The organism is Pseudomonas karstica, assembly GCF_009707515.1.
GTDB classification, from domain to species: domain Bacteria; phylum Pseudomonadota; class Gammaproteobacteria; order Pseudomonadales; family Pseudomonadaceae; genus Aquipseudomonas; species Aquipseudomonas karstica.
In genome coordinates this window covers 63,760-89,767 of sequence record NZ_WLYI01000023.1, presented here as the reverse complement: position 1 = coordinate 89,767, position 26,008 = coordinate 63,760, and the positions used below count along the sequence as shown (strand labels likewise).

At 58.9% G+C, this 26,008-nt stretch carries 20 protein-coding genes; 5 read left to right on the top strand and 15 right to left on the bottom strand.

The annotated features are described in order from the left end of the window. Positions 1 to 541: 541 nt before the first annotated feature. From GIR22_RS17265 to GIR22_RS17250, 4 genes are all read right to left on the bottom strand, one after another. Positions 542 to 1,441, bottom strand: coding sequence for a polysaccharide deacetylase family protein (locus GIR22_RS17265; protein WP_154744515.1), 900 nt, complete (start codon positions 1,439 to 1,441; stop codon positions 542 to 544). Between the two features lie 161 nt (positions 1,442 to 1,602). Beyond that, the gene (gene adeC, locus GIR22_RS17260; RefSeq protein WP_154744514.1) at positions 1,603 to 3,060 is read right to left on the bottom strand and encodes an AdeC/AdeK/OprM family multidrug efflux complex outer membrane factor; all 1,458 of its coding nucleotides are present in this window, start codon (positions 3,058 to 3,060) and stop codon (positions 1,603 to 1,605) included. Beyond that, entirely contained in the window at positions 3,057 to 6,218 is a 3,162-nt protein-coding gene (locus GIR22_RS17255; protein ID WP_154744513.1) for an efflux RND transporter permease subunit, read from the bottom strand. Before GIR22_RS17255 ends, adeC begins: the two co-directional genes overlap by 4 nt. A 3-nt stretch (positions 6,219 to 6,221) precedes the next feature. Beyond that, positions 6,222 to 7,364 (bottom strand): efflux RND transporter periplasmic adaptor subunit, encoded by a 1,143-nt coding sequence (locus GIR22_RS17250; protein ID WP_154744512.1) that lies wholly within the window; start codon positions 7,362 to 7,364, stop codon positions 6,222 to 6,224. Positions 7,365 to 7,629: 265 nt separating this feature from the next. On the opposite strand from GIR22_RS17250, the gene GIR22_RS17245 reads away from it, so the two are divergent. Next, positions 7,630 to 8,262, top strand: coding sequence for a TetR family transcriptional regulator (locus tag GIR22_RS17245; protein ID WP_154744511.1), 633 nt, complete (start codon positions 7,630 to 7,632; stop codon positions 8,260 to 8,262). A 1,359-nt stretch (positions 8,263 to 9,621) separates the two neighbouring features. Here GIR22_RS17245 and GIR22_RS17240 read toward each other — a convergent pair. The 3 genes from GIR22_RS17240 to GIR22_RS17230 are packed head-to-tail and all read right to left on the bottom strand — an operon-like array spanning position 9,622 to position 12,196. Then, positions 9,622 to 10,677 carry an alkene reductase gene (locus GIR22_RS17240; RefSeq protein ID WP_154744510.1) on the bottom strand — a complete coding sequence of 352 codons (1,056 nt, stop codon included), beginning with the start codon at positions 10,675 to 10,677 and terminating at the stop codon, positions 9,622 to 9,624. Positions 10,678 to 10,703: 26 nt separating this feature from the next. Continuing rightward, positions 10,704 to 11,870, bottom strand: a complete 1,167-nt coding sequence (locus GIR22_RS17235; RefSeq protein WP_154744509.1) for an MFS transporter — start codon at positions 11,868 to 11,870, stop codon at positions 10,704 to 10,706. Between the two features lie 11 nt (positions 11,871 to 11,881). Then, the gene (locus GIR22_RS17230; RefSeq protein WP_154744508.1) at positions 11,882 to 12,196 is read right to left on the bottom strand and encodes an ArsR/SmtB family transcription factor; all 315 of its coding nucleotides are present in this window, start codon (positions 12,194 to 12,196) and stop codon (positions 11,882 to 11,884) included. A gap of 157 nt (positions 12,197 to 12,353) precedes the next feature. Here GIR22_RS17230 and GIR22_RS17225 point away from each other — a divergent pair, with 157 nt between their 5' ends. Together GIR22_RS17225 and rluB are read left to right on the top strand one after the other, a co-directional pair. After that, positions 12,354 to 12,974, top strand: coding sequence for an acyl carrier protein phosphodiesterase (locus GIR22_RS17225; RefSeq protein WP_154744507.1), 621 nt, complete (start codon positions 12,354 to 12,356; stop codon positions 12,972 to 12,974). A gap of 152 nt (positions 12,975 to 13,126) precedes the next feature. Beyond that, a complete protein-coding gene (gene rluB, locus GIR22_RS17220; protein ID WP_154744506.1) occupies positions 13,127 to 14,356 on the top strand; it encodes a 23S rRNA pseudouridine(2605) synthase RluB in 1,230 nt (409 codons plus the stop codon). 80 nt (positions 14,357 to 14,436) lie between these two features. Here the strand turns inward: rluB and GIR22_RS17215 are convergent, their stop codons facing one another. Both GIR22_RS17215 and GIR22_RS25980 read right to left on the bottom strand, forming a co-directional pair. Continuing rightward, on the bottom strand, positions 14,437 to 15,396 hold the full coding sequence (locus GIR22_RS17215) for a M29 family metallopeptidase (RefSeq protein WP_154744505.1): 960 nt from the start codon (positions 15,394 to 15,396) through the stop codon (positions 14,437 to 14,439). A gap of 74 nt (positions 15,397 to 15,470) precedes the next feature. Then, positions 15,471 to 15,608, bottom strand: a complete 138-nt coding sequence (locus tag GIR22_RS25980; protein ID WP_003175756.1) for a hypothetical protein — start codon at positions 15,606 to 15,608, stop codon at positions 15,471 to 15,473. 659 nt (positions 15,609 to 16,267) lie between these two features. On the opposite strand from GIR22_RS25980, the gene GIR22_RS17210 reads away from it, so the two are divergent. Further along, entirely contained in the window at positions 16,268 to 17,689 is a 1,422-nt protein-coding gene (locus tag GIR22_RS17210; protein WP_154744504.1) for an amino acid permease, read from the top strand. 177 nt (positions 17,690 to 17,866) lie between these two features. Beyond that, complete coding sequence (gene arfB / locus GIR22_RS17205; protein WP_154744503.1) at positions 17,867 to 18,280, top strand: alternative ribosome rescue aminoacyl-tRNA hydrolase ArfB; 414 nt, start codon at positions 17,867 to 17,869, stop codon at positions 18,278 to 18,280. Here arfB and GIR22_RS17200 read toward each other — a convergent pair. The 6 genes from GIR22_RS17200 to GIR22_RS17175 form a co-directional block, all read right to left on the bottom strand. Continuing rightward, positions 18,277 to 19,473 (bottom strand): MFS transporter, encoded by a 1,197-nt coding sequence (locus tag GIR22_RS17200; RefSeq protein ID WP_154744502.1) that lies wholly within the window; start codon positions 19,471 to 19,473, stop codon positions 18,277 to 18,279. The two genes, arfB and GIR22_RS17200, sit on opposite strands and share 4 nt — an antisense overlap. Positions 19,474 to 19,565: 92 nt before the next feature. After that, a complete protein-coding gene (locus tag GIR22_RS17195; RefSeq protein ID WP_154744501.1) occupies positions 19,566 to 19,754 on the bottom strand; it encodes a hypothetical protein in 189 nt (62 codons plus the stop codon). Positions 19,755 to 20,127: 373 nt separating this feature from the next. Beyond that, the gene (locus tag GIR22_RS17190) at positions 20,128 to 20,439 is read right to left on the bottom strand and encodes an Mpo1-like protein (RefSeq protein ID WP_178122322.1); all 312 of its coding nucleotides are present in this window, start codon (positions 20,437 to 20,439) and stop codon (positions 20,128 to 20,130) included. A 200-nt stretch (positions 20,440 to 20,639) separates the two neighbouring features. Next, positions 20,640 to 22,094 (bottom strand): TrkH family potassium uptake protein, encoded by a 1,455-nt coding sequence (locus GIR22_RS17185; protein ID WP_154744500.1) that lies wholly within the window; start codon positions 22,092 to 22,094, stop codon positions 20,640 to 20,642. A 127-nt stretch (positions 22,095 to 22,221) separates the two neighbouring features. After that, positions 22,222 to 23,556, bottom strand: a complete 1,335-nt coding sequence (locus tag GIR22_RS17180; protein WP_154744499.1) for an imelysin family protein — start codon at positions 23,554 to 23,556, stop codon at positions 22,222 to 22,224. Positions 23,557 to 23,710: 154 nt separating this feature from the next. Next, positions 23,711 to 25,759 carry a putative bifunctional diguanylate cyclase/phosphodiesterase gene (locus tag GIR22_RS17175; protein ID WP_154744498.1) on the bottom strand — a complete coding sequence of 683 codons (2,049 nt, stop codon included), beginning with the start codon at positions 25,757 to 25,759 and terminating at the stop codon, positions 23,711 to 23,713. Positions 25,760 to 26,008: the final 249 nt, after the last annotated feature.

Sequence of the window (26,008 nt, the reverse complement as noted above, 5' to 3'; positions counted from 1 at the left end):
CAGTGATCTGAAAGCCTTAGTTTTAGCCGGTAGTGGTGATTGTTGACTTCCAGGGACAGTTCATTGTTGGGGAGGTGTTTGAGTTTTATCGTATCTGGGTTGTCTCCGGTTTCGATTAAGAGAGTGCGCTCTGTATTAAAGCGGCTCCCATCTTTTTCAGTTGTCCATGTGGATGCGTGGGTGATCGTTATGTTGTTATCGTTGAATAAAGAAGAGGTATTGATGTACTTGGGGTGAATTTTTAGAGGCTTTTATATTTTCCAGGTGCGCCCGTTACCGTTGCGTGGATGAATGTAGGGTTTGTCGGTGTGCCCTCTTCATTCAGTGTGGGTGTCGAGCGGCTTGTCGGGTAACTGAGCAGTGGCGTCTGTGGGGGTATCATCGCCTTTCCTTGTCTATTGATGAATGCACAGAGTAAGTTGGTATCTTTGCGAAGATTGGTTCCTTGAGGCTTGTTGAAAGAAGTTTCGACGCTGCTAGGTAGTTTTTCAATTGATTGCGATGGTAAAACTATCGAGGTTTCCCAAAATTTTCAGCGCAATTAATGGGCGTCAGCGTCCCACAGCCAGTTCCACATACCCGGCAGATGCACCACTTCGTTGACATCAGCCACCGTACGGGCCATGGCGGCTTGCTGCAGTGCGGAACTGTTTGTATAGAACGGCTCGGCGGCGGTGCGCAGGCCGGTGGCCTGGGCGCTGTCCATCAGTATCTGCAGATATTCCTGCATGTGCCTTGCGGTGTAGCGGTTGATGTCATGAAAGGTCACCACCACCGGGACCACGCGGTCCACGGTCGGCAGTTCACCCAAGGCGATTCGCTCGCGCACTTGCGACAGTTGCCGCAGCAGGTTGGCTCGCCGCCGCGGGCTGCCATTGAAGCCCCAGATCTTGCCGTCATTGGCACTTAAATCCGTCAGCAATATATGCAGGCCATGCCTTTGATAGGCGGCGAAGGTGCGCTTGTCGTAATTCCAGAAGGGTGGGCGCACCAGGGTGGGCGCGGCGCCGGTGATCGACGCAATGCGGGCCGAGCCGAGGCTGAGGGTTCGTTCCAGGTCCTCGTCATTGAGGAAGCGGTGATTGCTGTGCCAAGGCGTGGCCGTGTGGAACCCCAGGATATGGCCACTTGCGTGCTCGCGCTCCATGGTTTTACGGCCTCTAACGTTGCCACCGGCCCGTGACGCTTCAGTCTGCACAAAGAAGATGGCCTTGATGCCGGGCAGCAGCGGATTGCTCGCCAGGTCAGCGATCACCGAACGGCTGGGGTTGGCATAGCCCGATGCACTGGGACCGTCGTCAAAGGTCAACAAAAAGCGGATCGGTGCTTGGGCTTGCAAGCGTTGTTCGGTCTGCGGTGTCAGGGCAATGGGGGGCCCAATGCAGCCACTGAGGCTGAAGGTGATCAATAACGTTGAAAGCACAGTGGCAATGAGTTTCATAGGGCTCTGGGGTCAGTGATGATCATCCTTGTCATCGTGTTGTGAGCGATAGGTATTGAAGGAGGCAACATACAGCAAGCTCATGTCTCGTTCACACAAGTGGTCCACTTGCACGCAACAAAAAGCCCACCAAGTGGTGGGCTTCGTTGTTGCGGGTGTTATTAGAACAACTTCAAGCTCGGCGCTTCTTCTTTCAACGGCTCATTCTTCGCCGTCTGTTCGTTCCAGCCACCACCCAGTGCCTTGTACAAGGTCACTTCGCTGGTCAGTTGGGCCAGGCGGTCAGTGATCAGCGTTTGCTGGGCACTGAACAATTGACGTTGGGCATCGAGGAAGGTCAGGTTGCTGTCGACACCAATGCGGTAGCGCCGCTCGGCCAGACGGTAGTAGTCCTGGTTGGCGGAGACGAAGTCACGTTGGGCCTGCAACTGTTGATTGTAGGTCGCACGTGCCGCCAGGCCATCGGAGACTTCCTGGAAGCCGGTCTGGATCGCTTTCTCGTAGGTCGCGACGTTGATCTCTTTCTGGATCTTCGAGTAATCCAGGCTGGCCCGCAGGCTGCCCGCATTGAAGATCGGGATGTTGATCTGCGGTGCGAACGACCAGGTGCCCGAGCCGCCCTTGAACAGGCCGCCCAAGTCCGGGCTCAGCGTACCGGCATTGGCCGTCAGGCTGATGCTCGGGAAGAATGCAGCCCGTGCCGCGCCGATGTTGGCGTTGGCCGCCTTGAGGTTGTACTCGGCTTGCAGGATGTCGGGACGACGCTGCAACAGGTCCGAAGGCAGGCCGGCCGGGACTTCACTCAACAGGTCGTCAGACAGTGGCTGGGTGGCAAGATTCGCCGGCAGGCCTGTGCCCAGCAACAGGGTCAGGCTGTTTTCATCCTGGGCCACCTGGCGGGTGTAGCGCGCCAGTTGGACCCGGGCGCTTTCCACCGAGGTACGCGCCTGGCTCAAGTCCAGGGCAGAGGTCACGCCGACTTCGTTGCTGCGAGAGGTGAGCCGATAGCTCTCCTCGAACGCGCCCAAGGTGTCCTGGGTCAGTTTCAGCAGTTCCTTGTCGGCCTGCCAGGTCAGGTAGGCGTTAGCCACGCTGGCTACCAGGCTGATCTGGGTGCTGCGACGTGCTTCTTCGGTGGCGAAGTACTTTTGCAGGGCTTCTTCGCTCAGGCTGCGAACCCGGCCGAACAGGTCCAGCTCATAAGAGCTGATGCCAAGGGTGGCTGAGTACTGGCTGGCGATGGCCGCCTCACCCGTTTGCGACATCCGTGCTGGTGTCCGTTGGCGGCTGCCGCTGCCATTGGCCGAAACGGCCGGGAACAGGTCGGCGCGCTGGATGCGGTACTGGGCAGCGTAGGCGTCGATGTTCAAGGCCGCGACACGCAGGTCACGGTTGTTCACCAGCGCAGTCTGGATCAGTTGTTGCAGGGCAGGGTCATGGAAAAACTGCTTCCAGCCTTGCTCGGCAGCGGCCTGGCCCGGCGCCTGGGCCGACGAATACGCCGGCCCCTGCGGGAACTGCGCAGCCACCGGTGCTTCGGGGCGCTGGTAGTCAGGTATCAACGAGCAGCCACTGAGCACGAATGCCGTAACTGCCAGGGAAAGGAGCGACTTGCTCATTGGCCAGCCTCTTTAGGAGTTTCAGTAGTGTCGGTCTTTTTACGCTTGCCGATGGATGACACGGTTACGAAGAACAGTGGCACCCAGAAGATCGCCAAGACAGTGGCGGTGATCATACCGCCAATTACCCCGGTACCGATCGCGTGCTGGCTGCCTGAACCTGCGCCGGAAGAGATCGCCAGCGGCAGTACACCGAGGACGAAGGCCATGGACGTCATGATGATGGGGCGCAAGCGCATCCGGGACGCCTCGATGGCCGCCTCGACAATGTCTTTACCCTGTTCGTGGAGCTCCTTGGCGAACTCCACGATCAAGATGGCGTTTTTCGCCGCCAGGCCGATGGTGACCAGCAGCCCTACCTGGAAGAATACATCGTTGGACAGCCCTCGCATGCTGGTCGCTATCAGGGCACCAATGACCCCCAGTGGAACCACCAGCACGACCGCAATCGGAATCGACCAGCTTTCGTACAGCGCCGCCAGGCAGAGGAACACTACCAGCAGCGACAAGGCGTACAACGCTGGCGCCTGTGAGCCGGACAGCCGCTCTTCATAAGACAGGCCGGTCCAGGCATAGCCGATACCTGCCGGCAATTGCTTGGCGATCCGCTCGACTTCCGCCATGGCATCACCGGTGCTGTAGCCAGGTGCCGGCGTACCGAGGATCTCCATGGCCGCTACACCGTTGTAGCGCGAGAGTTTCGGCGAGCCGAAGATCCACTGGCCCGAGGCAATGGCCGACAACGGAACCATCTTCCCGGAGTCGCTGCGTACGTACCATTTGTTCAGGTCTTCAGGGGACATCCGGCCCGCGGCCTCACCCTGCACGTAGACCTTTTTCACCCGACCACGGTCGATGAAGTCGTTGATGTAGCTGCCACCCAGGGCGATTGCCAGGGTCTGGTTGATACTCGACAGGCTGACCCCTTGGGCACTGGCCTTCTCGTCGTCGATGGTCAGCTCGTACTGCGGCTCATCGTTCACGCCGTTAGGGCGTACACCAGCAAGGATCTTGCTTTGCGACGCCATGCCGAGGAACTGATTGCGGGCGGCCATTAACTGGTCATGGCCGACACCGCCCTGGTCTTGCAGGAACACGTCGAAACCGGTGGCGTTACCCAGCTCCAGTACCGAGGGTGGCACGACGGCGAAAACCATGGCGTCCTGGAAGGTCTGGAAGAAGTAACCCTGGGCCCGCTTGGCCACCTCGAACACCGACAGTGACGCGTCCCGCTCGCCCCACGGCTTGAGCATCACGAACGCCAGGCCCGAGCTTTGGCCACGACCGGCGAAGTTGAAGCCGTTTACGGTAAACACCGATTGCACGGCCTTGCCTTCGCCCGGCTCGCCTTCCTTGTCATTGAGCAAGTAGGCGCGCATGTCGTCGATGACTTTCTGGGTGCGTTCAGCCGAAGAACCGACTGGCGTCTGCACCTGTGCAAAGATCACCCCCTGGTCTTCCTCAGGCAGGAACGCGCTCGGAATACGGGTGAACATCCAGATCATGCCGGCGAAGATAAGCAGGTAGACCAGGAATGACGGCCCCTTGTGCTTGATCATGTTGCCAACGCCGCGCTCGTAACTCAGTACGCTACGGTCGAAGGTACGGTTGAACCAGCCAAAGAAACCGCGCTTGGGTTGACCGTGCTTTTGCGGGTCTATCGGCTTGAGCATGGTGGCGCACAAGGCCGGAGTGAAGATCAGTGCAACCAGTACCGACAGCGCCATCGCCGAGACAATGGTGATGGAGAACTGTTTGTAGATCACACCGGTAGAGCCGCCGAAGAACGCCATGGGCAGCAGCACCGCCGACAGCACCAGGGCAATACCTACCAAGGCGCCCTGAATCTGGCCCATGGACTTGACTGTCGCCTCTTTGGGCGACAAGTGCTCCTCGGCCATTACCCGTTCGACGTTTTCCACCACCACGATCGCATCGTCCACCAGCAAGCCGATGGCCAGGATCATGCCGAACATGGTCAGGGTGTTGATGGTGAAGCCGAAGGCTGCGAGGATCCCGAAGGTGCCCAGCAATACCACCGGCACCGTCATGGTGGTGATGATGGTGGCGCGAAAGTTCTGCAAGAACAGGAACATCACCAGGAACACCAGTACGATGGCCTCGACCAGGGTGCTAACCACACCGGAGATCGACTCGCTCACCACCGGGGTGGTGTCATACGGGACTACTGCCTTCATGCCTGGCGGGAAGAAGGGTTCCAGGGATGCCACTGTGTCGCGAATGGCCTTGGCGGTATCCAGGGCGTTGGCGCCCGATGCCAGCTTGATCGCCATGCCGGAAGCTGGTTTGCCGTTGAACTGTGCGCTGATGCTGTAGTTCTGGCCACCTAGCTCGACGCGGGCTACATCGCCCAGGCGAACCTGGGAACCGTCAGCGTTAACCCGCAGCAGGATATTGCTGAATTGCTCGGCGGTTTGCAGACGAGTCTTGCCAATGATCGTGGCGTTCAATTGCGTGCCGGGGAGGGCAGGCAAACCGCCCAGTTGGCCGGTGGCCACCTGTACGTTTTGCGCCTGGATGGCGGTACTGACATCCACCGGGGTCATCTGGAAGTTGTTCAGTTTGGCCGGATCGAGCCAGATACGCATGGCGTACTGGGAGCCGAAGACCTGGAAGTCACCCACACCAGAGGTCCGTGAAATCGGGTCCTGGATGTTGGAAACGATGTAGTTGGACAGGTCGTCCTTGTTCATGCTGCCGTCTTCCGACACCAGCCCGATCACCATCAGGAAGTTCTTCACTGACTTGGTTACGCGGATACCCTGCTGCTGCACCTCTTGAGGCAGCAACGGGGTGGCCAGGTTCAGCTTGTTCTGTACCTGAACCTGGGCGATATCCGGGTTGGTACCCTGGTTGAACGTCGCGGTGATGGTCATGCTGCCGTCGGAGTTGCTGTCCGAGGCGACATAACGCAGGTTGTCGATACCGTTGAGCTGCTGCTCGATGACCTGCACCACGGTGTCTTGCACTGTCTGTGCGGACGCGCCTGGGTAGGTCACCTGAATGTCGATGGCGGTTGGCGCAATGGCCGGGTACTGGTTGATCGGTAACTTGAGGATCGACAGTGCCCCGACCAGCATGATCACCAGGGCAATTACCCAGGCAAAAATGGGACGGTCGATAAAAAATTTCGACATGAATTACTCCCCTTTGCCATTAGCGGCAGCGGGAGCAGTACCGGCGGCCGTGGCGTTTTTAGCGTCCGTGACCTTGACCTCAATGCCAGGCTTGATGAATTGCAAGCCTTCAGTAATCACGCGATCGCCGGCATTCAGGCCTTTTTCCACCAGCCAGTAGGCACCAGCAGTGCGGTTGGCTACCAGTTCACGCTGCTCGACCTTGTTGTCCTGATTGACGATCAACGCGGTAGGGATACCCCTGAGGTCGCGGGTCACGCCTTGTTGTGGCGCCAGGATGGCCTTGCTGTTCACGCCAGCCTGCAATTGGGCATGGACAAACATGCCCGGCAACAAGGTGTGGTCTGGGTTGGGGAATACAGCGCGCAGGGTCACGGAGCCGGTGGTTTCATCGACCGACACTTCGGAGAACTCCAGCTTGCCTTCCAGGCCATAGCTGCTGCCGTCTTCCAGAGTCAATTTGACCTTGGCGGCATTGTCGCCGGATTTTTCCAGTTGGCCGTTTTCCAGGTCGCGACGCAGTTTCAGCATTTCGGCGGAGGACTGCGTGACGTCGACGTAGATCGGGTCCAGTTGCTGGATCACCGCCATGGCGTTGGTTTGGCCATTGCTGACCAGTGCGCCTTCGGTGACCGAAGAACGGCCGATACGCCCGGAAATCGGGGCGAAGACCTTGGTGTAGCGCACGTTGATCTGGGCGCTTTGCAGGTCAGCTTCCGACTGCAGGCGGTTAGCGACAGCGGTGTCGTATTCCTGGCGGCTGACAGCTTGCTCGTTGACCAACAGCTTATAGCGGTCGGAGATCGACTTGGTCTGCGTCAGGCTGGCCTGGGCGCTTTTCAAGGCGGCCTCATAGACCGACGGATCGATCTGGTAGAGCTGCTGGCCTTCCTTGACGTCGCCGCCTTCTTTGAACAGGCGCTTGAGAATGATGCCGTTGACCTGTGGACGAACTTCCGCAATGCGATAGGCCGTGGTGCGGCCGGGCAGCTCGGACGTCAGGGTGAAGGCTTGAGGTTGAAGGGTGACCACGCCGACCTGAGGGGTTTGAGCGGGCGGAGCCGCTTCTTCCTTTTTACATCCGCTGAGCAGCGATGCCAGGGCGACGGCAGTGACCAGAGCGGTAACAGCTGGCTTAAGTTGCATGAAGATCCTCGGGTCAGGCGCGCAGGGTGCGCACAAGAAATGTGGAAGGGTAAAAAACAGGCATTGAGTAGATAAGTAGCTTGCTACACAATATACTTACGTTCATGGCTGTTTGTAAACTCTTGACAGGCTTCGCCGATTCGTTACAAAAGCAGGTCCAAAGCCTCGATTCTAGTACGCCCGGCACCCATGACGGTGCCGTCTCATAATTATTCAGGTGATCGTTACTAATCACCCCATGTGTTCTGATTGAGGTTTTACTGCCATGGTTCGTCGTACCAAAGAGGAAGCTCAGCAAACGCGCAGCCAGATACTTGAAGCCGCCGAGCAAGCCTTTTACGAACGCGGTGTCGCACGCACTACGCTGGCGGATATTGCTGCGTTGGCGGGTGTGACGCGCGGCGCCATCTACTGGCATTTCAGCAACAAGGCCGACCTGGTGCAGGCGATGCTTGATACGCTGCACGAGCCCCTGGATGAACTGGCCAGGGCTAGCGAGAGCGAGGATGAAGTTGATCCGCTGGGCTGTATGCGCAAGCTGCTGATTCATCTGTTCCATCAAGTGGCCCTGGACCCGAAGACCCGGCGCATTAATGAGATTTTGTTTCATAAGTGCGAATTCACCGATGAAATGTGTGATCTGCGTCGTCAGCGTCAGACGGCCAGCCTCGAATGCAATTTGCGCATCGGACTGACCTTGCGTAACGCGGTCCATCGCGGGCAGCTTCCGGAAAACCTCGACACCGTTCGTGCGGCGGTGTGCATACATGCGTACATCAATGGAGTTCTCGGCCAGTGGCTGCTGGTCCCAGACAGTTTTCAATTGCACCAGGAAGCGCAGCGCTGGGTCGATACCGGGTTGGACATGCTGCGCTTGAGCCCTGGCCTGCGCAATTGAGACAAAATGCGTAATTGAGTCTAGTTGTGTCAACCGTAAAGATTCTAGGCGGTAAACGGCCTCAGGCCAGATTTTTCTGGGGTGACTTTATATACGGGCTGGCCCCTGGTTGATAGGTAGTTGGCTAAGTATTTTGTAGCGATATTGTTGCAAGGCTGTGAAGGAGTGTTTCCCGGCTTCTGCACGACGGGGTCAAGTGTGAAACTGCTCGCCTGCGATGGCCATAGGTATCTGCACATATCTTGAGCTTGCCGAAAAACCCTGTAGCCGCTGGTGACTGCTGCGATCGTCTGCGCAGCAGTCGCCTGGGCCTTGAGATTGCCGAAGGTCCTGCGGCCCTTATCGCAGCCTCGTGCCTCGACAGCGGCTACAGAGGGCCAAATGTATGACCCGAAATTGGCTCTTGCCCGGTGACGGGCAAGACGGTATCTACAGAGGGCCGTCGATCACTGATCACTTGTAGCCGCTGGCGTAGCCTGCGATCGGCTGCGCAGCAGTCGCCTGGGCCTTGAAATTGCTGAAGGTCCTACGGCCCTTATCGCAGCCTCGTGCCTCGGCAGCGGCTACAAAAGCCGATCACCGATCACCTGTAGCCGCTGGCGTAGCCTGCGATCGGCTGCGCAGCAGTCGCCTGGGCCTTGAAATTGCTGAAGGTCCTGCGGCCCTTATCGCAGCCTCGTACCTCGACAGCGGCTACAAAGGGCCGTTGACCACCGATCACTTGTAGCCGCTGGCGTAGCCTGCGATCGGCTGCGCAGCAGTCGCCTGGGCCTTGAAATTGCTGAAGGTCCTGCGGCGCTTATCGCAGCCTCGTACCTCGACAGCGGCTACAAAGGCCCGTTGACCACCGATCACTTGTAGCCGCTGGCGTAGCCTGCGATCGGCTGCGCAGCAGTCGCCTGGGCCTTGAAATTGCTGAAGGTCCTGCGGCCCTTATCGCAGTCTCGTGCCTCGACAGCGGCTACAAGGACCGCCGATCACCGATCACCTGTAGCCGCTGGCGCAGCCTGCGATCGGCTGCGCAGCAGTCGTGTGGGCCTTGAGATTGTTGAAGGTCCTTCGGCCCTTATCGCAGCCTCGTACCTCGACAGCGGCTACAAAGGCCCGTTGACCACCGGTCACTTGTAGCCGCTGGCGCAGCCTGCGATCGGCTGCGCAGCAGTCGCCTGGGCCTTGAAATTGCTGAAGGTCCTGCGGCCCTTATCGCAGCCTCGTACCTCGGCTACAGAAAGTTGGTCTTAGCCATTTCGATGCACCTGCAAGGCGAGTCGCACGCATCGCAGTGGTGCGGCGACCTGACAATCCAACCTTCCATAAAAAAGCCCCGGTTCTTGTGAACCGGGGCTTTTTTTCGCTCGATCAGAGCGCCAGAGTCGGGTAGTCGATATAACCGACCGGGCCCTTGGCGTAGAAGGTCTCAGGATGTGCTTCGTTCAATGGCGCATCGGCCTTCAGGCGAGCTGGCAGGTCCGGGTTGGCAATGAACGGCACGCCGAAGGCCACCGCATCGGCCTTGCCCGAGGTCAGCCAGGCATTGGCGCTGTCCTTGGTAAAGCGCTCGTTGACGATGTAAGGACCGCCGAACGCCGCTTTCAGTTGCGGGCCCAGGCTGTCGCCGGCTTCTTTCTCACGGGAGCAGATGAAGGCAATGCCACGCTTGCCCAGTTCGTGAGCGATGTAGGTGAAGGTTTCCGATAGGTTGGCGTCGCCCATGTCGTGTGCGTCGGCGCGGGGTGCCAGGTGCATGCCTACACGGCCGGCGCCCCAGACTTCAATCACCGCGTCAGTCACTTCCAGCAGCAGGCGTGCACGGTTTTCCAGGGAGCCACCATAGTTGTCGGTGCGCTGGTTGGTGCTGCTTTGCAGGAACTGGTCGAGCAGATAGCCGTTCGCGCCGTGGACTTCCACGCCGTCAAAACCGGCGGCCTTGGCGTTTTCGGCACCTACACGGTAAGCGTCGACGATGTCGGCGATTTCTGCGATTTCCAGGGCGCGCGGGGTAGGGTAGTCGGCCAGCGGACGCACCAGGCTGACGTGGCCCTTGGCGGCGATGGCGCTCGGAGCTACCGGCGCTTCACCGTTCAGGTACGACTCGTGGGAGATCCGGCCGACGTGCCACAGTTGCAGGAAAATCTTGCCACCAGCACCATGAACCGCCTTGGTGATGTTGGCCCAGCCACGTACCTGGTCGTTGGACCAGATGCCCGGGGTGTCCGGATAACCCACGCCCATCGGCGTCACGGAAGTTGCTTCACTGAGGATCAGCCCGGCTGACGCTCGTTGTACGTAGTATTCAGCCATCAGCGCATTGGGCACGCGACCGGCATCGGCACGGCAGCGGGTCAGCGGCGCCATGATGATGCGGTTCGACAGTTGCAGGTCGCCCAGTGTGATCGGATCGAAAATAGTCGTCATGGGATAACACCCTTCTCTTAAGTTGATCAGTGAGTCGCAGGGGCCAGGTCGACATTGCCGCCCTGACGGAAAGTGATCAGCGTTACCAGCAACGCGAGGGTCGCCAAGGCGGCAGCGGCCAGGGGTACGCTGGTCAGGCCGAAACCATGGGCAATCACGCTGCCGCCTACCCAGGCGCCGAGGGCGTTGCCGATGTTGAAGGCCCCGATGTTCAAGGTGGACACCAGGTTGGGCGCCGCCTTGCCGAAGGTCACCACATTGATTTGCAGCGCCGGCACGGCGGCAAACGAGGCGGTGGCCCAAAGGAATAGGGTGATTTCAGTCGGGATCAAGGCGACGCTGGTCCAGGTCAGCACAGTGGAGATCACAGCCATGCTGATGAACACGCCGATCAGCGTGGCCGCCAGGCGTTTGTCCGCCAGTTTGCCGCCGATGATGTTGCCCACGGTCAGGCCCAGGCCGATCAGCAGCAGGGTCCAGGTCACGCCTTTGGGCGAAACCCCAGTGACATCCCCCAACAGCGGCGCGACGTAGGTAAAGAGGGTGAACATGGACGCGGCGAACAGGGCGGTCATGGTCAGCGACAGCCAGATACCGGCGCCCTTGAGAGCCTTGAGTTCGGCGCGCATATCGAGTTTTTCTTCATCACGCTTGGCCGGCAGGAAGCGGATCAGGCCGATCAAGGCAACCACGCCAATCACGGTCACCGCCCAGAAGGTCGAGCGCCAGCCAGCTTCCTGGCCCAGCGCCGTTCCCAGCGGCACACCGAGGACGTTGGCCAGGGTCAGGCCGGTGAACATCAGGGCCACGGCCGAGGCGCGCTTGTTGGCCGGTACCAGGTTGGCCGCCACCACTGAACCGATACCAAAGAAAGCGCCGTGGCACAGTGCGGTGACCACACGGGCAAACATCAGCACGTTGTAGTCACTGGCCAGGGCGCAAAGCAGATTGCCGACGATGAAAATACCCATCAGCGTTACCAGGGCGGCCTTGCGCGGCAGCCTGGCGGTGGCCAGTGCCATGAAGGGCGCGCCGATGGCCACGCCCAGGGCGTAGCCGGTCACCAGCCAGCCGGCGCCGGGAATGGACACGCCCAAGTCGGCCGCCACGTCGGGCAGCAAGCCCATGATGACGAACTCGGTAGTTCCGATGGCGAAGGCGCTCAAGGCCAGGATGAGTAACGAGAGGGGCATTGTCGGGTCCTTTACAGCGGTGTGCTGAGTTCTTCGATGAGTGCTTTGAGGAAGGCCTGGATCACGTCCTCATTGCGTTTGAAAAAGTGCCATTGGCCAGCCTTCTGGCTGCTGATCAGCCCCGCCCGTTGCAGGGTTGCCAAGTGGGCCGATACGGTCGACTGGGACAGGCCGCAACGCTGGTCGATCTGTCCGGCGCAGATGCCGTATTCGTGGTTGTGGATCTGCTCGGGGAATTGCACTTTCGGGTCTTTCAGCCAGTTGAGAATGTCTCGCCGTACTGGGTGCGCCAGGGCTTTTATTATTTCGTCGAGGTCGATGGACATGGCAGTGGTGCTCGGGTTTGATAAAACGTTATATCGCGATAAGGCGAACTTTAAATCGTTATATTCCGATACGCCAATATGATTTTGATCTTGTATCAGAGTAAATCGGTATATCGGGTTATAACGATACATTGCTGGCAGTGCTAGACTGCGCGCCATGAATTATCTCGCACATCTGCACCTGGGCGGCCAACTGCCTGCTCAACTGCTGGGGAGTTTGTACGGCGACTTCGTCAAAGGTCCCCTGCAAGGCCAGTTCAGCCCGCAAATCGAGTCGGCGATTGCGCTGCATCGCTCGATCGACCGGTTTACCGACAGTCACCCACAGGTGGGAGAAGCATTGTCGCGGTTTACCCTGACCCGGCGCCGCTATGCGGGAATCGTTCTCGATGTGTTTTTTGACCACTGCCTGGCGCGGGATTGGGCGTTGTATGCCGATCAGCCCCTGGAGCGCTTCACTTGTGATGTGTATCGGGTACTGGCGGCAGAACCGGCGCTACCGGGGCGACTGGCGCAGATCGCACCTTATATGGCGGCGGATGACTGGCTGGGTTCTTATCGCGAGTTTGCGGTGATGGAGCAGGTATTGCGGGGAATCTCCCGCCGCCTGACCCGGCCGCAGGAACTGGACCATGCCATGCAAGAGTTGCAGGCCTTGTATGAGCCGTTGAGTGAGGATTTCCGGGTGTTCTACCCGCAGTTGCAAATGTTTGCAGCGCAACACTCCGGCTCTTTGGGCAGGCTCGCTCCAGCCCTGGCGCCCCACCGGTCGGCGTAAAGCAAACGATCTGGCGCTTATCGGCTAGTCTTTGATGCGCAGCGCGCGGCTTACGCGTATGATTCGCGACCCTTTGGCGATGCGCTCGCCATGAGACCAGCTTTCAATCTCTTCAGGCGACGCCTGAATCGACACACCGGGAGGTGCTTAAGATGAGTGACCAAGACCAGAAAGACAGCCAGGAAATCGGCCCCGCAGGCGAAAAGCTGCAGAAAGTCCTCGCCCGTATCGGCGTCGGCTCGCGCCGTGACGTTGAAGCCTGGATCACCCAGAAGCGGATCAAGGTCAATGGCGTTGAAGCCACCCTTGGCCAGCGGGTTGACCTGCACGACGCTATCACCATTGATGGCAAGGTCATCAAGCGCGAAGAGGCCGCCGAATCGGTGCGCCGCGTCATTATGTACAACAAGCCCGATGGCGAAATCTGCACCCGCGACGACCCGGAAGGCCGCCCTACCGTATTCGACAAGATGCCACGCCCTAAAGAAGGTCGCTGGATCAACATCGGCCGTCTCGACATCAATACCACCGGCCTGCTGATGTTTACCACCGACGGTGAGCTGGCCAACCGCCTGATGCACCCGTCCTACGAAATGGACCGTGAATACGCAGTACGAGTACGCGGCGAAGTCGATGACGAGATGATCGAGCGTCTGAAAGCCGGCGTGGTGCTGGAAGACGGCCCGGCTCGTTTCACCGACATCAAGCAGGCGCCAGGCGGCGAAGGTTTCAACCACTGGTACCACTGCGTGGTGATGGAAGGTCGTAACCGTGAAGTGCGCCGCTTGTGGGAATCCCAGGGCCTGGTGGTCAGCCGCCTGAAGCGTGTGCGTTTCGGTCCGGTGTTCCTCAACTCCGACCTGCCGATGGGTCGCTGGCGCGAAATGAGCCAGTACGAAGTCGACATCCTGAGTGCCGAAGTGGGCCTGACACCTGTGGCCATGCCGCAGATGAACGCCAAGAGCAAAGACAAGCTGGAACGCATGCAGCGTAAGTCGTCGCGCCCTGTGGCCCGCACCGAACGTGTTGTCCGTACCGTGCGCCCAGCATTGGGTGCGCCGGCCACGGGCGGTCGTATCTCCCGCGAGCCGCACCTGGAAGGCGAGCGTCCTGCGCGCAAGCCGGCTGGACCTCGGGCTGAAGGTGAGCGCGGTCAACGTCCAGCGCGTCCTGCTGGTGGTCGCAGTGACCGTGGCGAGTCTGGCCGTGGCGCACCTACTACGGATCGTCCGGTTGACGCCGGCAAGCGTCCGGCCAAGCCGGGCCTGGCGAAGAAGCGTCCGGGCATCGGTCTGGTCGACAAGGATGCCCCGTCGGGCAAGCGCCGTGGCGCGCCGGCCGGTTCTGGCCAGCGTCCGGGCTTTGGTCGTAAGAAGCCTTAAGGGCATCGGTAAGCTGCAAGAAAAAAGCGCTGACCCTCGCGGGTTGGCGCTTTTTTTTGGCTTGTAGTTTGTCGCTGTTCCTAAAACACAAACGCACCATCAAACACCGGCTTATCATCCAGGGCCAGCACCCCACTGGAGAAAATCAGATCCAGGTGATGACTGCCTTTCTGGCCGCCACCCAGCCCCAGGTGCAAGCCGCAATGGCGTTCTTCAAAGCCGGCATTGCGTGCATACAGGCCTTTGACCCCTTCATTGGTACCGATGCCCAATTCTTCCACGCGTCGATTGGACGGGTTGGCATTCAGGTACTTGTTGAAATCATCCACCAGCCCCGGCACCTCACTGGCGACGCTGCAGATGGTCGAGTTCTCGATCCACAACTCCAGCGGTGATTGCAGCACGCCGTATTTACGCGCAAAGGGGATGGTGCTGAGAAAGGTGCCGACGAAACGTACCTGACCGTTGATGGCTTCGCTGTGGGTGGCAATTTCCCCGGGAGCCAGGTCGTGGTTGCCGACGCCGTTGATATTGGTCCACTTCTTGATACTGCTCATGGGCGCTTCAAGGCGCGAGCCGTGTTCATCGGTGAAGCTCAGCACACTGGCCTGGGACATACGACGGATCAACGTGGCGTTGAGGTCGGCGATGCGCTGTGGAGCCACGCTGAAAGTGTCGTAGAAGTAATCGCCATAGTCCTTGAGTAACAGGGACTTTTTCCAATGTTCGGCCATGACGCCCTGCAGGGCGCGGATAAAGTCGGGGCCTTCCGCGCGGGGATTGGGCAGGGTCGAGGAATCGTAGAGAAACATATACAGGTCGCAGTCTTCGATGGACGTCGCCAGGACTTCGCTGGCCTCCAGGTCCAGGCGCTGCACCTTGAAGTCAAAGCGCGTAGCACTGCTTTGGATGATGGCCTGGGTGATGGTCGCATAACGCTCGGTATGGCCCAGGAGCACAGTTGGGTGGTGCAGGCCGGTCAGGGCCGGATGATGTGCCAGGTAGTAGAGAAAATGTTCGACGGCGCGGGCCTTGTCCATGACGTCCTTCCTTCAAAGCCTTCGAGAAAGTGGCAGATGCGGCGAACCGCATCTGCCTGGATGCCTGCCTGGTGTTAGAACGGCCACATCGCGGTGCCGAATGGCACAACAGCATCAGCTTGCATCATTTCAACAGCGGCCTCATGGGTCGGTGCTTCAAACCAATCGTCGAGTTGCAGTTCGGTTTCCAGGTCGTTTTCCAGTGCTTGCATGGTGAATCTCCTAGATGACGTTGTTTGAGACAGAACTTGCCAGCGGGCTTCGCTGGGCAAGTGGATGAACCTAGAAGAGAGTGTTTCAAAATGCAAAAAATATATTGACACCGTTTCATTTGGATTTTTTATTCCGATTTTATGACGGTTTGGATTTATCAATTAAAAACAGCCGACTGACTGCACTGTTTGGCAGGATCAGGACTAGCGTCAACTTTTGGTTATTTGAGGTCTGACGCTCTCCTGTCAGGGATATTTTCCACACTGTAAAGAAAACGTGACTGAGTCGGGGCGCAGGTGCACCGCAGGCTTGGGCGATCATGCACTGTAAGGAAAGCCTTCCGCCGCACAGGCAATATTGCCTTCGGCCGGCCCGAATGGTTCGAGCGGTGTACAATGCGCCGCGTTTTACTGTGACCCCCCACTGCGCGTCTGCGCAAAAGGCCGATACCTAAGGCTACCCGCCTTGTTCACTCCGTCTGGCCACAAGCCCGCCGGGTTCGATTTCGTCACAGATAAAAACAAACAGGTGACGCATGACTGTTAGACATACGCTGAACTCCTGGTGCCTGCGTTGGGGTTTGATCGGTGCTGCTTGAGTCCGTTTTCAAAGCAGCAACGTGCAACGAATATCATCAAACCTTGCGTGAGACCCTTTCATGAGTGGATCCAACTCCCATTCAGGCGAACTGAAACGCGGCCTGAAAAATCGCCATATTCAACTGATCGCCCTCGGTGGGGCGATCGGTACCGGCCTGTTCCTGGGCTCGGCCGGCGTGCTGAAATCCGCCGGCCCGTCGATGATCCTCGGCTACGCCATTTGCGGTTTTATTGCCTTTATGATCATGCGCCAGCTAGGTGAAATGATCGTCGAGGAGCCCGTGGCTGGCTCCTTCAGTCACTTTGCCCATAAGTATTGGGGCGGTTTTGCCGGCTTCCTGTCGGGCTGGAACTGCTGGATTCTTTACATCTTGGTGGGCATGTCGGAGCTGACCGCTGTCGGTAAATACGTGCACTACTGGTGGCCGGAGATTCCGACCTGGGTGTCGGCCGCGGCCTTTTTCGTGCTGATCAACGTGATCAACCTGGCCAACGTCAAAGTCTTCGGCGAGGCTGAATTCTGGTTTGCCATCATCAAGGTGGTGGCCATTGTCGGCATGATCGCCCTGGGCAGCTACTTGCTGGCCAGCGGCACAGGCGGGCCACAAGCTTCGGTGAGCAACCTGTGGGAGCACGGCGGGTTCTTCCCCCATGGTGTCGGTGGTTTGGTGATGGCCATGGCGATCATCATGTTTTCATTCGGTGGCCTGGAGATGCTCGGTTTCACCGCTGCCGAAGCAGACAAGCCGCGCACGGTGATTCCCAAGGCGATCAATCAGGTGATCTACCGGATTCTGATTTTCTATATCGGGGCCCTGGTGGTGCTGTTGTCGTTGACGCCGTGGGACAGTCTGCTGGCGACCCTCAACGCCTCAGGCGATGCCTACAGTGGTAGCCCGTTCGTGCAGGTGTTCTCGATGCTGGGCAGCAACACGGCTGCGCATATCCTCAACTTCGTGGTGTTGACGGCGGCGCTGTCGGTTTATAACAGCGGCACTTACTGCAACAGCCGCATGTTGCTGGGTATGGCCGAGCAGGGTGATGCGCCTAAAGGGCTGGGCAAGATCGACAAGCGCGGAGTGCCGGTGCGGTCGATCCTGGCGTCGGCGGCGGTGACGCTGGTTGCGGTGCTGATGAACTATCTGATTCCGCAACAGGCACTGGAACTGCTGATGTCGTTGGTGGTGGCAACCCTGGTGATCAACTGGGCGATGATCAGTTTCTCGCACGTAAAGTTCCGACAGCATATGAACCGTACGGGGCAGGTACCGTTGTTCAAGGCACTTTGGTATCCGTATGGGAACTATGTTTGCCTGGCGTTTGTGGTGTTTATCCTGGGGGTGATGTTGCTGATCCCGGGGATTCAGGTGTCGGTATATGCAATTCCGGCATGGGTGCTGTTCATGTGGGTGTGTTATTGCATCAAGAATAAGCGCAAGGCTCAGGAAGGGCTGAGTGTGCAGGTTTCGGCTGGGAAATAAGGCTTCTTGCTGAACCGCAAGGCCCGGCTTGATGCCGGGCTTTTTGATCCGGTGAGTTGTGTAGATATCCGTTACCGCAGCAACGGATATCTACAGGTTCAACCAAGCCCCCTCTTCTATAAGAAGGCAGCTACATTCGCGTATCCTTAGCCCATCGAACCCAAGGCCAAGCTTCCCATGCTGGTGATCTCCAACAATGTGCAGTTGCCCGACGCCGAAATCGAGTTGACCGCCATCCGTGCCCAGGGCGCCGGTGGCCAGAACGTCAACAAGGTCTCCAGCGCCGTGCACCTGCGCTTTGATATCCCGGCCTCATCGTTGCCGCCGTTCTACAAGGAACGCCTGCTGGCCCTGCGCGACAGCCGTATCACCAGCGAAGGCGTGCTGGTGCTCAAGGCCCAGCAATACCGAACCCAGGAACAGAATCGCGCCGATGCCCTGGAACGCTTGGTGGAGTTGATCCTCAGCGCCACCAAGGTAGAAAAGAAGCGTCGCCCCACCAAACCTACCCTGGGTTCAAAAAAGCGTCGCCTGGAATCCAAGACCAAGCGCGGCAGCATCAAGGCCGGGCGCGGCAAGGTCGACTTCTAAGTCTCACGCTCTTCACGGTACTTCGGTGCCTGCCGGTACAGGTACAGGCTCAGCAGCAAGCCGCCCAGCGCCGCGATGGCCGCGAACAGAAAGATCGATGCGAAGCCGAACCCGGCCGCAATCGCCCCGGCCAGTGGCCCGGTAATCCCCAGTGACAAATCGATAAACAGTGAATACGCCCCCACTGCCGCGCCACGGCTGGACGCTGGCACCAGGTTGACCGCCTCCACACCCAGGGCCGGAAACACCAGGGAAAAACCGAAACCGCTCAAGGCCGCGCCGGCCAGTGCCAGTTCGGGGTCCGGTGCCAACCACAGCAGCAACAGGCCAAGAGTTTCCACCGACAGGCAGACAATCGCCACGCGAAAGCCGCCAATACGGTTGATCAGGTTGCCGAACAGCAGCCGGGCACCGATAAAGCTGGCACCGAACAGGCTCAGGCACCACACCGCGTTGTCCCAGTGCTGGGTGGCGTAATACAGGGTGATAAAGGTGGCGATGGTGCCAAAGCCGATGGAGCCCAGGGCCAGCCCGCAGCCGTGGGGCAATACCCGTCCCAGTACGTGCATGAACGGCAAGCGCTCGCCTGTCACGATGGGGGCGGCGACTTTCGGCCAGGCCAACAGCAGGCCTGCCACCGCCAGCAGGATAATACTGACGCCCATGCTCCATAGTCCCAGTTGGCTGACCAACAGCACCCCCAGCGGCGCACCGATGGCCAAGGCGCCGTAGCTGGCGATGCCGTTCCAGGAGATGACCTTGGCGGTGTTCGCCGCGCCCACCCGGCCGATGCCCCAGCCAATGGCGCCCGACCCCACCAGGCTTTCGGCGCTGCCCAGTACCAGGCGCCCGATCAACAGGCTCGTCAGGCTCAACACCGGCAGGCTCGACAGCCAGGCCGAGAGCAACATGAATACCCCGCTCAAGCCACAACCCGCCAGGCCATACATCACCGCACGCTTGCTGCCCAGGTTGTCGATGATCCGTCCGGCGTAGGGGCGGCTCAGTAGCGTGGCCAAATATTGCACGCTGATCACTAGCCCGGCGATCACCGCGCCGAAACCCAAATCGCTATGGACGTAACCCGGCAACACGGCCAGAGGGATACCGATATTCAGGTAGCCGATAAAGGTGAAGAGCACGATGGAAACGACTTGCAGCGTGACCGCCATGGGGCGCTGGGTATCTGGCATGGGAAAGGTCCACTGTCGCAGCAGGAAAAGATAGGCTGCTTATGATACCGGTGGTTTTGACTGGGCAGGTGGGCAAATCACAAAACCCTGGATCAAGTGTTGGCAGTGACAGGGTTCAGTAATTGTGTGGTCACCAAGGCGGCGAGGGCGTTTTCCTGGGTGCCGAAGCGCTTGAGCAGCAAGGCTTGTTTTTCGGGTGCAAGACGGTTCCAGATGTCGACCATCTGCAAGGCGGCGTCGAGCAAGACGCTGTCAGGCGCGTCGTTGGCGTTGTGGGGCATGGGGTATTCTCGGTGATTCAGGCGGTGTGGAAAGCGCGCAATGTCACGCTTTCCACACGGTCTGGGTACGGCGCTCAGTCCTGGCTTTCGCTGTCGACCGGTTTTGCTTCTGCGGGCTCAGCTTGTTTGCTGTTGGCCTGTTGCGGGGTTGGCTGCTCAGTTTCGTGCAGGCTTGGGAAGGGGAGATTAGGTATTTCGTGCATCGTCGTCGCTCCTCGCAAGATCTGTTTTTCAATCGCAGGTGATTCCGCGCTTTCAAAAAGCCTTGGCAGGATACAGCACTGTAAATGACAAAAAGACTTTTATATCGTCGGATGAGCGAAGCTTCACCCGACATACGCAAGTGACAAGAGGTCACACCGGGGTAGGGCGCTTAAAACGGCACCTTGCCGAGGATCATGTCGCGGTACATCACAAAGTCTCCCAACAGGCTGTAAAACGGGTGCTGGAAGGTGGCCGGACGATTTTTTTCAAAGAAGAAGTGGCCGATCCAGGCAAAGCTGTAGCCCGCCACCGGCAATGTCAGCAGCAGCCACCAGGCGCCTTTGCCGACGGCAAAGGCCAGAATGAAAATCACCAGGCTGGTACCGATGAAATGCAGGCGGCGACAGGTACTGTTGCCGTGTTCGCTCAAGTAATAGGGATAAAAGTCCACAAAGGTATTGAATTTTTTGATGTTTTCCACGATGGCCGGCCCTCTGTCTATTGCTCAGCCAAGCAAATGCCCTGGCGGGGAGCTTATTTGAGTCTAGAGTCATCAGCGCTAACAGCCAGTGACAATAGATGCCACTTTAGTATCTTTTAAGATTCCTGGCGGTCTTTTCAAGAGTGCGTGGTTCTATGCCACGCTTGGCGAGTACCGGGCGTGGTTGCAGGAGGCGCCGATCAGTGACGCCAGAACGCCGGAATACACAGCACGAACACCGTAATGATCTCCAGGCGGCCCAGGAGCATCCCCAGGGACAGGATCCATTTGGCGGCGTCCGGCAGGGTGGCGAAGTTGCCGGCCGGGCCGATGGTTTCCCCCAGGCCCGGGCCGACACCGGATACCGTGCTGGCGGCGCCGGTCAGTGCGGTCATCCAGTCCAGGCCCAGCAGTGACAGGGCCAAGGCAATCATGCAAATGGTGATGGCGAAGAAAAACGAAAAGGTCAGGATCGAACGAACGATTTCTTCATCCAGGCGATGGCCGTTGTACTTTTGCTTGATTACCGCACGAGGGTGAATCAACTGGTTCAAGTTGGCCTTGAGCAGGATGTAGGCCACCTGGAAGCGGAAGATCTTGATCCCTCCCGACGTGGAACCTGAGCAGCCGCCGATAAAGCCCAGGTAGAAGAACAGCATCAGTGAGAAATTGCCCCACAAGCTATAGTCCCCGAGGGCAAAACCGGTGGTAGTCACCACCGACGTGACGTTCAATGCCACATGGCGCAGGGCTTCCGTCCAGTGCAGGTTGGTCGTCCACCAGTACCATGTGCCCAGTACCAGCCAAGTCACTAACAGCAAACCGAGCAGGCCTTGTACCTGTTGATCCTTGATCAGCGCCCGGCGATTACCGCGCAAGGTGGCCACGTACAGGGTAAAGGGCAGGCTGCCCATGATCATCACTACTACCGCAACCCAATGCACCGCAGGCTGCTTCCAGTGGGCCAGGGACTCGTCGGAGGTGGAGAAGCCGCCGGTGGAAATCGCCGACATAGTATGATTGATGGCATCGAACAGGCTCATGCCTGCCCACCAGAATGCGAGGCTGCCGAGGATGGTGATGCCGACATAGGCTGCCACAATCAGGCGCGCCACCATATGTGAGCGGGGCATGACCTTTTCCGAGCGGTCTGAGGACTCGGTCTGAAACAGGCGCATGCCACCAATGCGCAGCAGCGGCAGGATCGCCACCGCCATGCCGATAAAGCCGATGCCGCCTAGCCAGTGCAGCAGCGAGCGCCACATCAAGATACCGGGGGACATGGTGTCCAGGCCACTGAGCACCGTGGAACCGGTGGCGGTGATGCCGGACATGCTCTCGAAGAAGGAGTCGGTGTAACTGATGTGCTGGGTCAACAGGAACGGCAGCGCGGCGAAGATGCACACCACCACCCAACTGGAGACCGTCAGCAGGTACATGTCCCGGGGGCGCAGGTGCACGTGCGTCGGGCGGCCGGGGATCACCAGTGCCAAGCCGGCAATAAAGGTGATCATGCTGGCCCAGAGGAACGACGGTAGGTCGCTGGTACGTTCGAAAATCACCAGAGTCGCCATCGGTACGACCATGGCAATTGCGAGAGTGATCAGGAAGATGCCGATAATGAAACCGATAATCCGTAAGGTCGGCAACGCCATGAGGTCTGCTCGGTGACAGGGAAAGGCGCCATTCTACCTACGGTTCAGGGCATGTAAACCAGGGGGATGACAGGTACAAAAAAGGCGACCCGCAGGCCGCCTCTTTCATTCAACCAAACAGTGACATTCAGAACGCGTGATCGGCACTGTCCGGGTTCAGCTCGCTGATGCCCAGCTTACCGGCAGCTTGCTCGATGGCGCCGGTCTGCTTGACCAGCGAAGCAATGGCGTCACGTACGATCTGGTTACCCGCCTCGTTGCCGGCGGCGATCAGTTGGTCGTAGTGTTCACCCTTGTTGGCGTGGTCGACCATGACCTGGATCTTCGCTTCGGTATTCGCCAGGTCAGCCTTGAGGGTTTCGTCGGCGGACGGGTCGGCCTTGGCCACCAGGGACGACAGGCTGGCACCGGTCATTTTGGTGCCGTCGACACGGGTGTATTCACCCAGGTAGACGTTGCGGATGCCCTTGGCATCGTAGAAGTGCGAGTTGTGGGTGTTGTCGCTGAAGCAATCTTGCTCGTCTTCTGGCGAGTTGGCTTCCAGGGACACTTTCATGCGCTCACCCGCCAGTTCGCCCAGGGACAGGCTGCCCATGCCGAACAGCATTTTGCGCAAACCGTCGGTCGCAGGCTCCGCTTCCAGGGTGGCGCGATAATTGTCTTCGACGCTGGGTTTCCAGTTGCCGACCATTTCTTCCAGGTCACTGACCAACAGTTGGGTCACGGCGCGAAGGTAGGTGCGGCGACGTTCGTTGTGACCGCCAGTGGCGCCGTCACCTTGCAGGTAGTCCGACGCCGGGCGGTTGCCGGCGCCAGGGCCGGTACCGTTCAGGTCCTGGCCCCAGAGCAGGAATTCGATGGCGTGATAGCCGGTGGCGACGTTGGCTTCAGAGCCGCCCAACTCATTGAGGCTGGCGAGCTTCTCCGGGGTGATGTCCTTGACGTCGACCTTGTCTTCGCCGACCTGGATCTCGTTGTTGGCGATGATGTTGGCGGTGGCGCCTGGGTTGCCAAGGGCGTGTGCGTAGGTGTTGTCGACATAGTCGATCAGGCCTTCGTCCAGCGGCCAGGCGTTCAGTTGACCTTCCCAGTCGTCGATGATGGTGTTGCCAAAGCGGAACACTTCACTTTGCAGGTAGGGTACGCGTGCGGCGACCCAGGCGGTGCGGGCCGCTTTCAGGGTTTCGTCATTCGGGTTGGCAAGAAAGGTGTCGATGGCGGTTTGCAGGGTTTTCGCCGTGGACTCTGCATCGCTGTAGACCGCCAAGACCATGTCTGCGTAATGCGCGACCACTGCCTTGGCCGCGGCCTCGTCGACCTGCCCGGCAGGTGTGGCAGCAGCAGATGTGGTAGTGCTGGTGGCTGGTTGAGGAGCGGCGGCCTTGTCTTTGCCCTCACCGCAACCAGCGAGAGAAATGGCAATGGCCAGCAAACTGGCGGTAGCCAGAGGCATACGAATCATGGCGAACATCCTGCTTCGGTTGGTGATTGGTCACGGCCGGGGGCGCGCGAAACTGCGACATAATGCGAAAGATTTGCATTTTGTGTAAAGGGTTGTCGCGGTAAAAGTTTGTGATGGGGGCATCAGGGGCTCTGGGGTGGCCATCACGGGCTTACTAAATCACGGCGTTATTACCTCGGGCCTGCTTCAAATAGGCCATCAGCTCCCTGGCCGGCAGGGGTTTGCTGTAGTAATAGCCCTGACCTTCATGGCAGCCTTCGCCGATGATATAAGCCTCCTGCTCGGCGGTTTCTACCCCTTCGGCAATGACTTCCATGCCCAGGCTTTTACCCAGTTGGATGATCGCGCGCACGATGGTGGCATCGTCGTCGTCATTCAGCAGGTCCTGGACGAAGCTTTTGTCGATCTTGATCTTGTCCAGCGGCAAGCTTTTCAGGTAACTGAGGGAGGAGTAGCCGGTGCCGAAGTCGTCAATGGCGATTAATGCCCCGGAGCGGCGCAGGCTCAGCAGGTGCTGGGCGGCGGTGCTGATGTCTTCCATCAGGCCGGTTTCGGTGACTTCCAGCTCCAGGCTGCGAGGCGGCAGGCGATAGATTTGCAGCAGGTTATTGACCACCCGTGGCAACTCGGCGTGGTGCAACTGTACCGTGGACAGATTCACCGCCATGCGCAGTTCGGTAAAACCTGCGTCATGCCACTCACGCAATTGTCGGCAGGCTTGGTCGAGGACCCATTCACCGATGGGAATAATGGTGCGGTTCTGTTCCGCCAGCGGAATGAACAACTCGGGCGGGATCAGGCCGTGGTCAGGGTGTTGCCAGCGCAGCAGGGCTTCCACGCCCACCACGCGATTGTCGCGATAGCTGATTTGTGGCTGGTAAAGCAGATGAAACTGTCCGCGGCCCAAGGCATCGCGCAAATCTTTTTCCAGCTCACGACGCCGACGCATTTCGCTGTCGATGCTGGCGATATAGAACTGATAGCGGTTGGGTGAACGGCTCTTGGCCAGCGTCATGGTCTGTTCGGCTTTTTGCAGCAGCTTTTCGGTGCTGTCGCCGTCTTCCGGGAACAAGGTGATTCCGATGGTGGCGCGCAGGCGAATTTGTTCATGGTCGAGGGCGAACTCGGCTTCCAGGTCATCGAGGATACTTTGGGCCAGTTCGGCGGCCTCATAAGGTTGTTCGATATCGGCTTGCACCAGCACAAATTGGTCACCCCCCAGGCGGGCCAAGGCGCCGAGACGGTCGCTGTGGGCGCGCAAGCGATCGGCCAGGGCCAGCAGCAATTGGTCACCGACCTGGTAGGTGAACTGCTCGTTGATGCTTTTGAAGTCATCCAGGCCGACGCACAGCACTGCTACCCGGCGTTGCTGGCGGCCGGCGTCGATCAGGATCTGGTCCAGTTGCTCCTGCAACCTCTGGCGGTTCGGCAAGCTGGTGAGAAAGTCGTAATGGGCCATGCGCAGCAAACTGCTTTCCGCCACATGGCGTAAGTGGGTGTTGCGCTCGATGGACTCGAGCAATTGGTTGGCGGTGTTGATCCACAGCCCAAGTTCGTCCTTTTCATGGCCCTTGAGCTGCGGGATTTTGTGCTCGCTGGGACGGTCGGGATTGATCGAGCTCAAGTGCCCGATAATCCGTGACAGTGGCCTGGTCAGCAGCCAGTGGTACACCAGGTACAGCACCAGGCCCATGGCCAGGGCACGCAGCACCCCGGAGATGAAAATGATCACCGAACTGACAATAAAGCCTTTGCCATAGGTGGCGGTATCGAGGGTGATACTCAGGTCGCCGTAATACTCGCTATAGGCCCCACGGCCCACCAGCGGTGTGGTGAAGGTACGTTCCTGGCCAAGGATCAGGTCGGTGAGCCAGCGGCTGGAAGATTGCTGCAGGTCGCGGCTTTTTTCGGCGAGCATGGCCTCATTGGGATGGCCGATGGACGCCATGCGCAGGGCCTCATCCTGGAACAAGCCTTCGATGACCTGCATGCCCATCTCGCGGTCCAGGCTGTAGACGGCCTGGGTGGATGGGTCGCGAAACATATCGAGGATGCGTTGGGCATCGCTGGCCACGGTCTGGCGTGTTTTGTAGGCGTCGAAAACGATCTGCGCCGCGCTCAGCACCACGCCCACTATCAATGCCGACAGCAACACAACCCGAAGCAACTTCACCGACAAGCTGTTTTTGAATTCCAGCTTCAACGCGTCATTCCTTGTTCCATGCGGGTAGCCTCAAGATGCCATGAGTATTGGCAATCCTTTAATGGCAGTCAAAGGGGCATTATGGCTGCCAGTGCTTCGGGCTGCGGGGAGGTGCTGTATGGATGTTAGCCCCAGAGGGGTCAGGAGGTGTTGTGTTACCGGACGTTTTTTCGGGTAGGAGGCGGATTGTATCCGCCGTCCTTTCGCGCGCCTTAGCGTGTGCTGGGGCGAATGCTTTTTGACGCTGGG

Coding starts and splice junctions, on each gene's coding strand:
- GIR22_RS17265 (WP_154744515.1), bottom strand. CDS start 1,441: ATGAAACTCATTGCCACTGTGCTTTCAACGTTATTGATCACCTTCAGC.
- adeC (WP_154744514.1), bottom strand. CDS start 3,060: ATGAGCAAGTCGCTCCTTTCCCTGGCAGTTACGGCATTCGTGCTCAGT.
- GIR22_RS17255 (WP_154744513.1), bottom strand. CDS start 6,218: ATGTCGAAATTTTTTATCGACCGTCCCATTTTTGCCTGGGTAATTGCC.
- GIR22_RS17250 (WP_154744512.1), bottom strand. CDS start 7,364: ATGCAACTTAAGCCAGCTGTTACCGCTCTGGTCACTGCCGTCGCCCTG.
- GIR22_RS17245 (WP_154744511.1), top strand. CDS start 7,630: ATGGTTCGTCGTACCAAAGAGGAAGCTCAGCAAACGCGCAGCCAGATA.
- GIR22_RS17240 (WP_154744510.1), bottom strand. CDS start 10,677: ATGACGACTATTTTCGATCCGATCACACTGGGCGACCTGCAACTGTCG.
- GIR22_RS17235 (WP_154744509.1), bottom strand. CDS start 11,870: ATGCCCCTCTCGTTACTCATCCTGGCCTTGAGCGCCTTCGCCATCGGA.
- GIR22_RS17230 (WP_154744508.1), bottom strand. CDS start 12,196: ATGTCCATCGACCTCGACGAAATAATAAAAGCCCTGGCGCACCCAGTA.
- GIR22_RS17225 (WP_154744507.1), top strand. CDS start 12,354: ATGAATTATCTCGCACATCTGCACCTGGGCGGCCAACTGCCTGCTCAA.
- rluB (WP_154744506.1), top strand. CDS start 13,127: ATGAGTGACCAAGACCAGAAAGACAGCCAGGAAATCGGCCCCGCAGGC.
- GIR22_RS17215 (WP_154744505.1), bottom strand. CDS start 15,396: ATGGACAAGGCCCGCGCCGTCGAACATTTTCTCTACTACCTGGCACAT.
- GIR22_RS25980 (WP_003175756.1), bottom strand. CDS start 15,608: ATGCAAGCACTGGAAAACGACCTGGAAACCGAACTGCAACTCGACGAT.
- GIR22_RS17210 (WP_154744504.1), top strand. CDS start 16,268: ATGAGTGGATCCAACTCCCATTCAGGCGAACTGAAACGCGGCCTGAAA.
- arfB (WP_154744503.1), top strand. CDS start 17,867: ATGCTGGTGATCTCCAACAATGTGCAGTTGCCCGACGCCGAAATCGAG.
- GIR22_RS17200 (WP_154744502.1), bottom strand. CDS start 19,473: ATGCCAGATACCCAGCGCCCCATGGCGGTCACGCTGCAAGTCGTTTCC.
- GIR22_RS17195 (WP_154744501.1), bottom strand. CDS start 19,754: ATGCCCCACAACGCCAACGACGCGCCTGACAGCGTCTTGCTCGACGCC.
- GIR22_RS17185 (WP_154744500.1), bottom strand. CDS start 22,094: ATGGCGTTGCCGACCTTACGGATTATCGGTTTCATTATCGGCATCTTC.
- GIR22_RS17180 (WP_154744499.1), bottom strand. CDS start 23,556: ATGATTCGTATGCCTCTGGCTACCGCCAGTTTGCTGGCCATTGCCATT.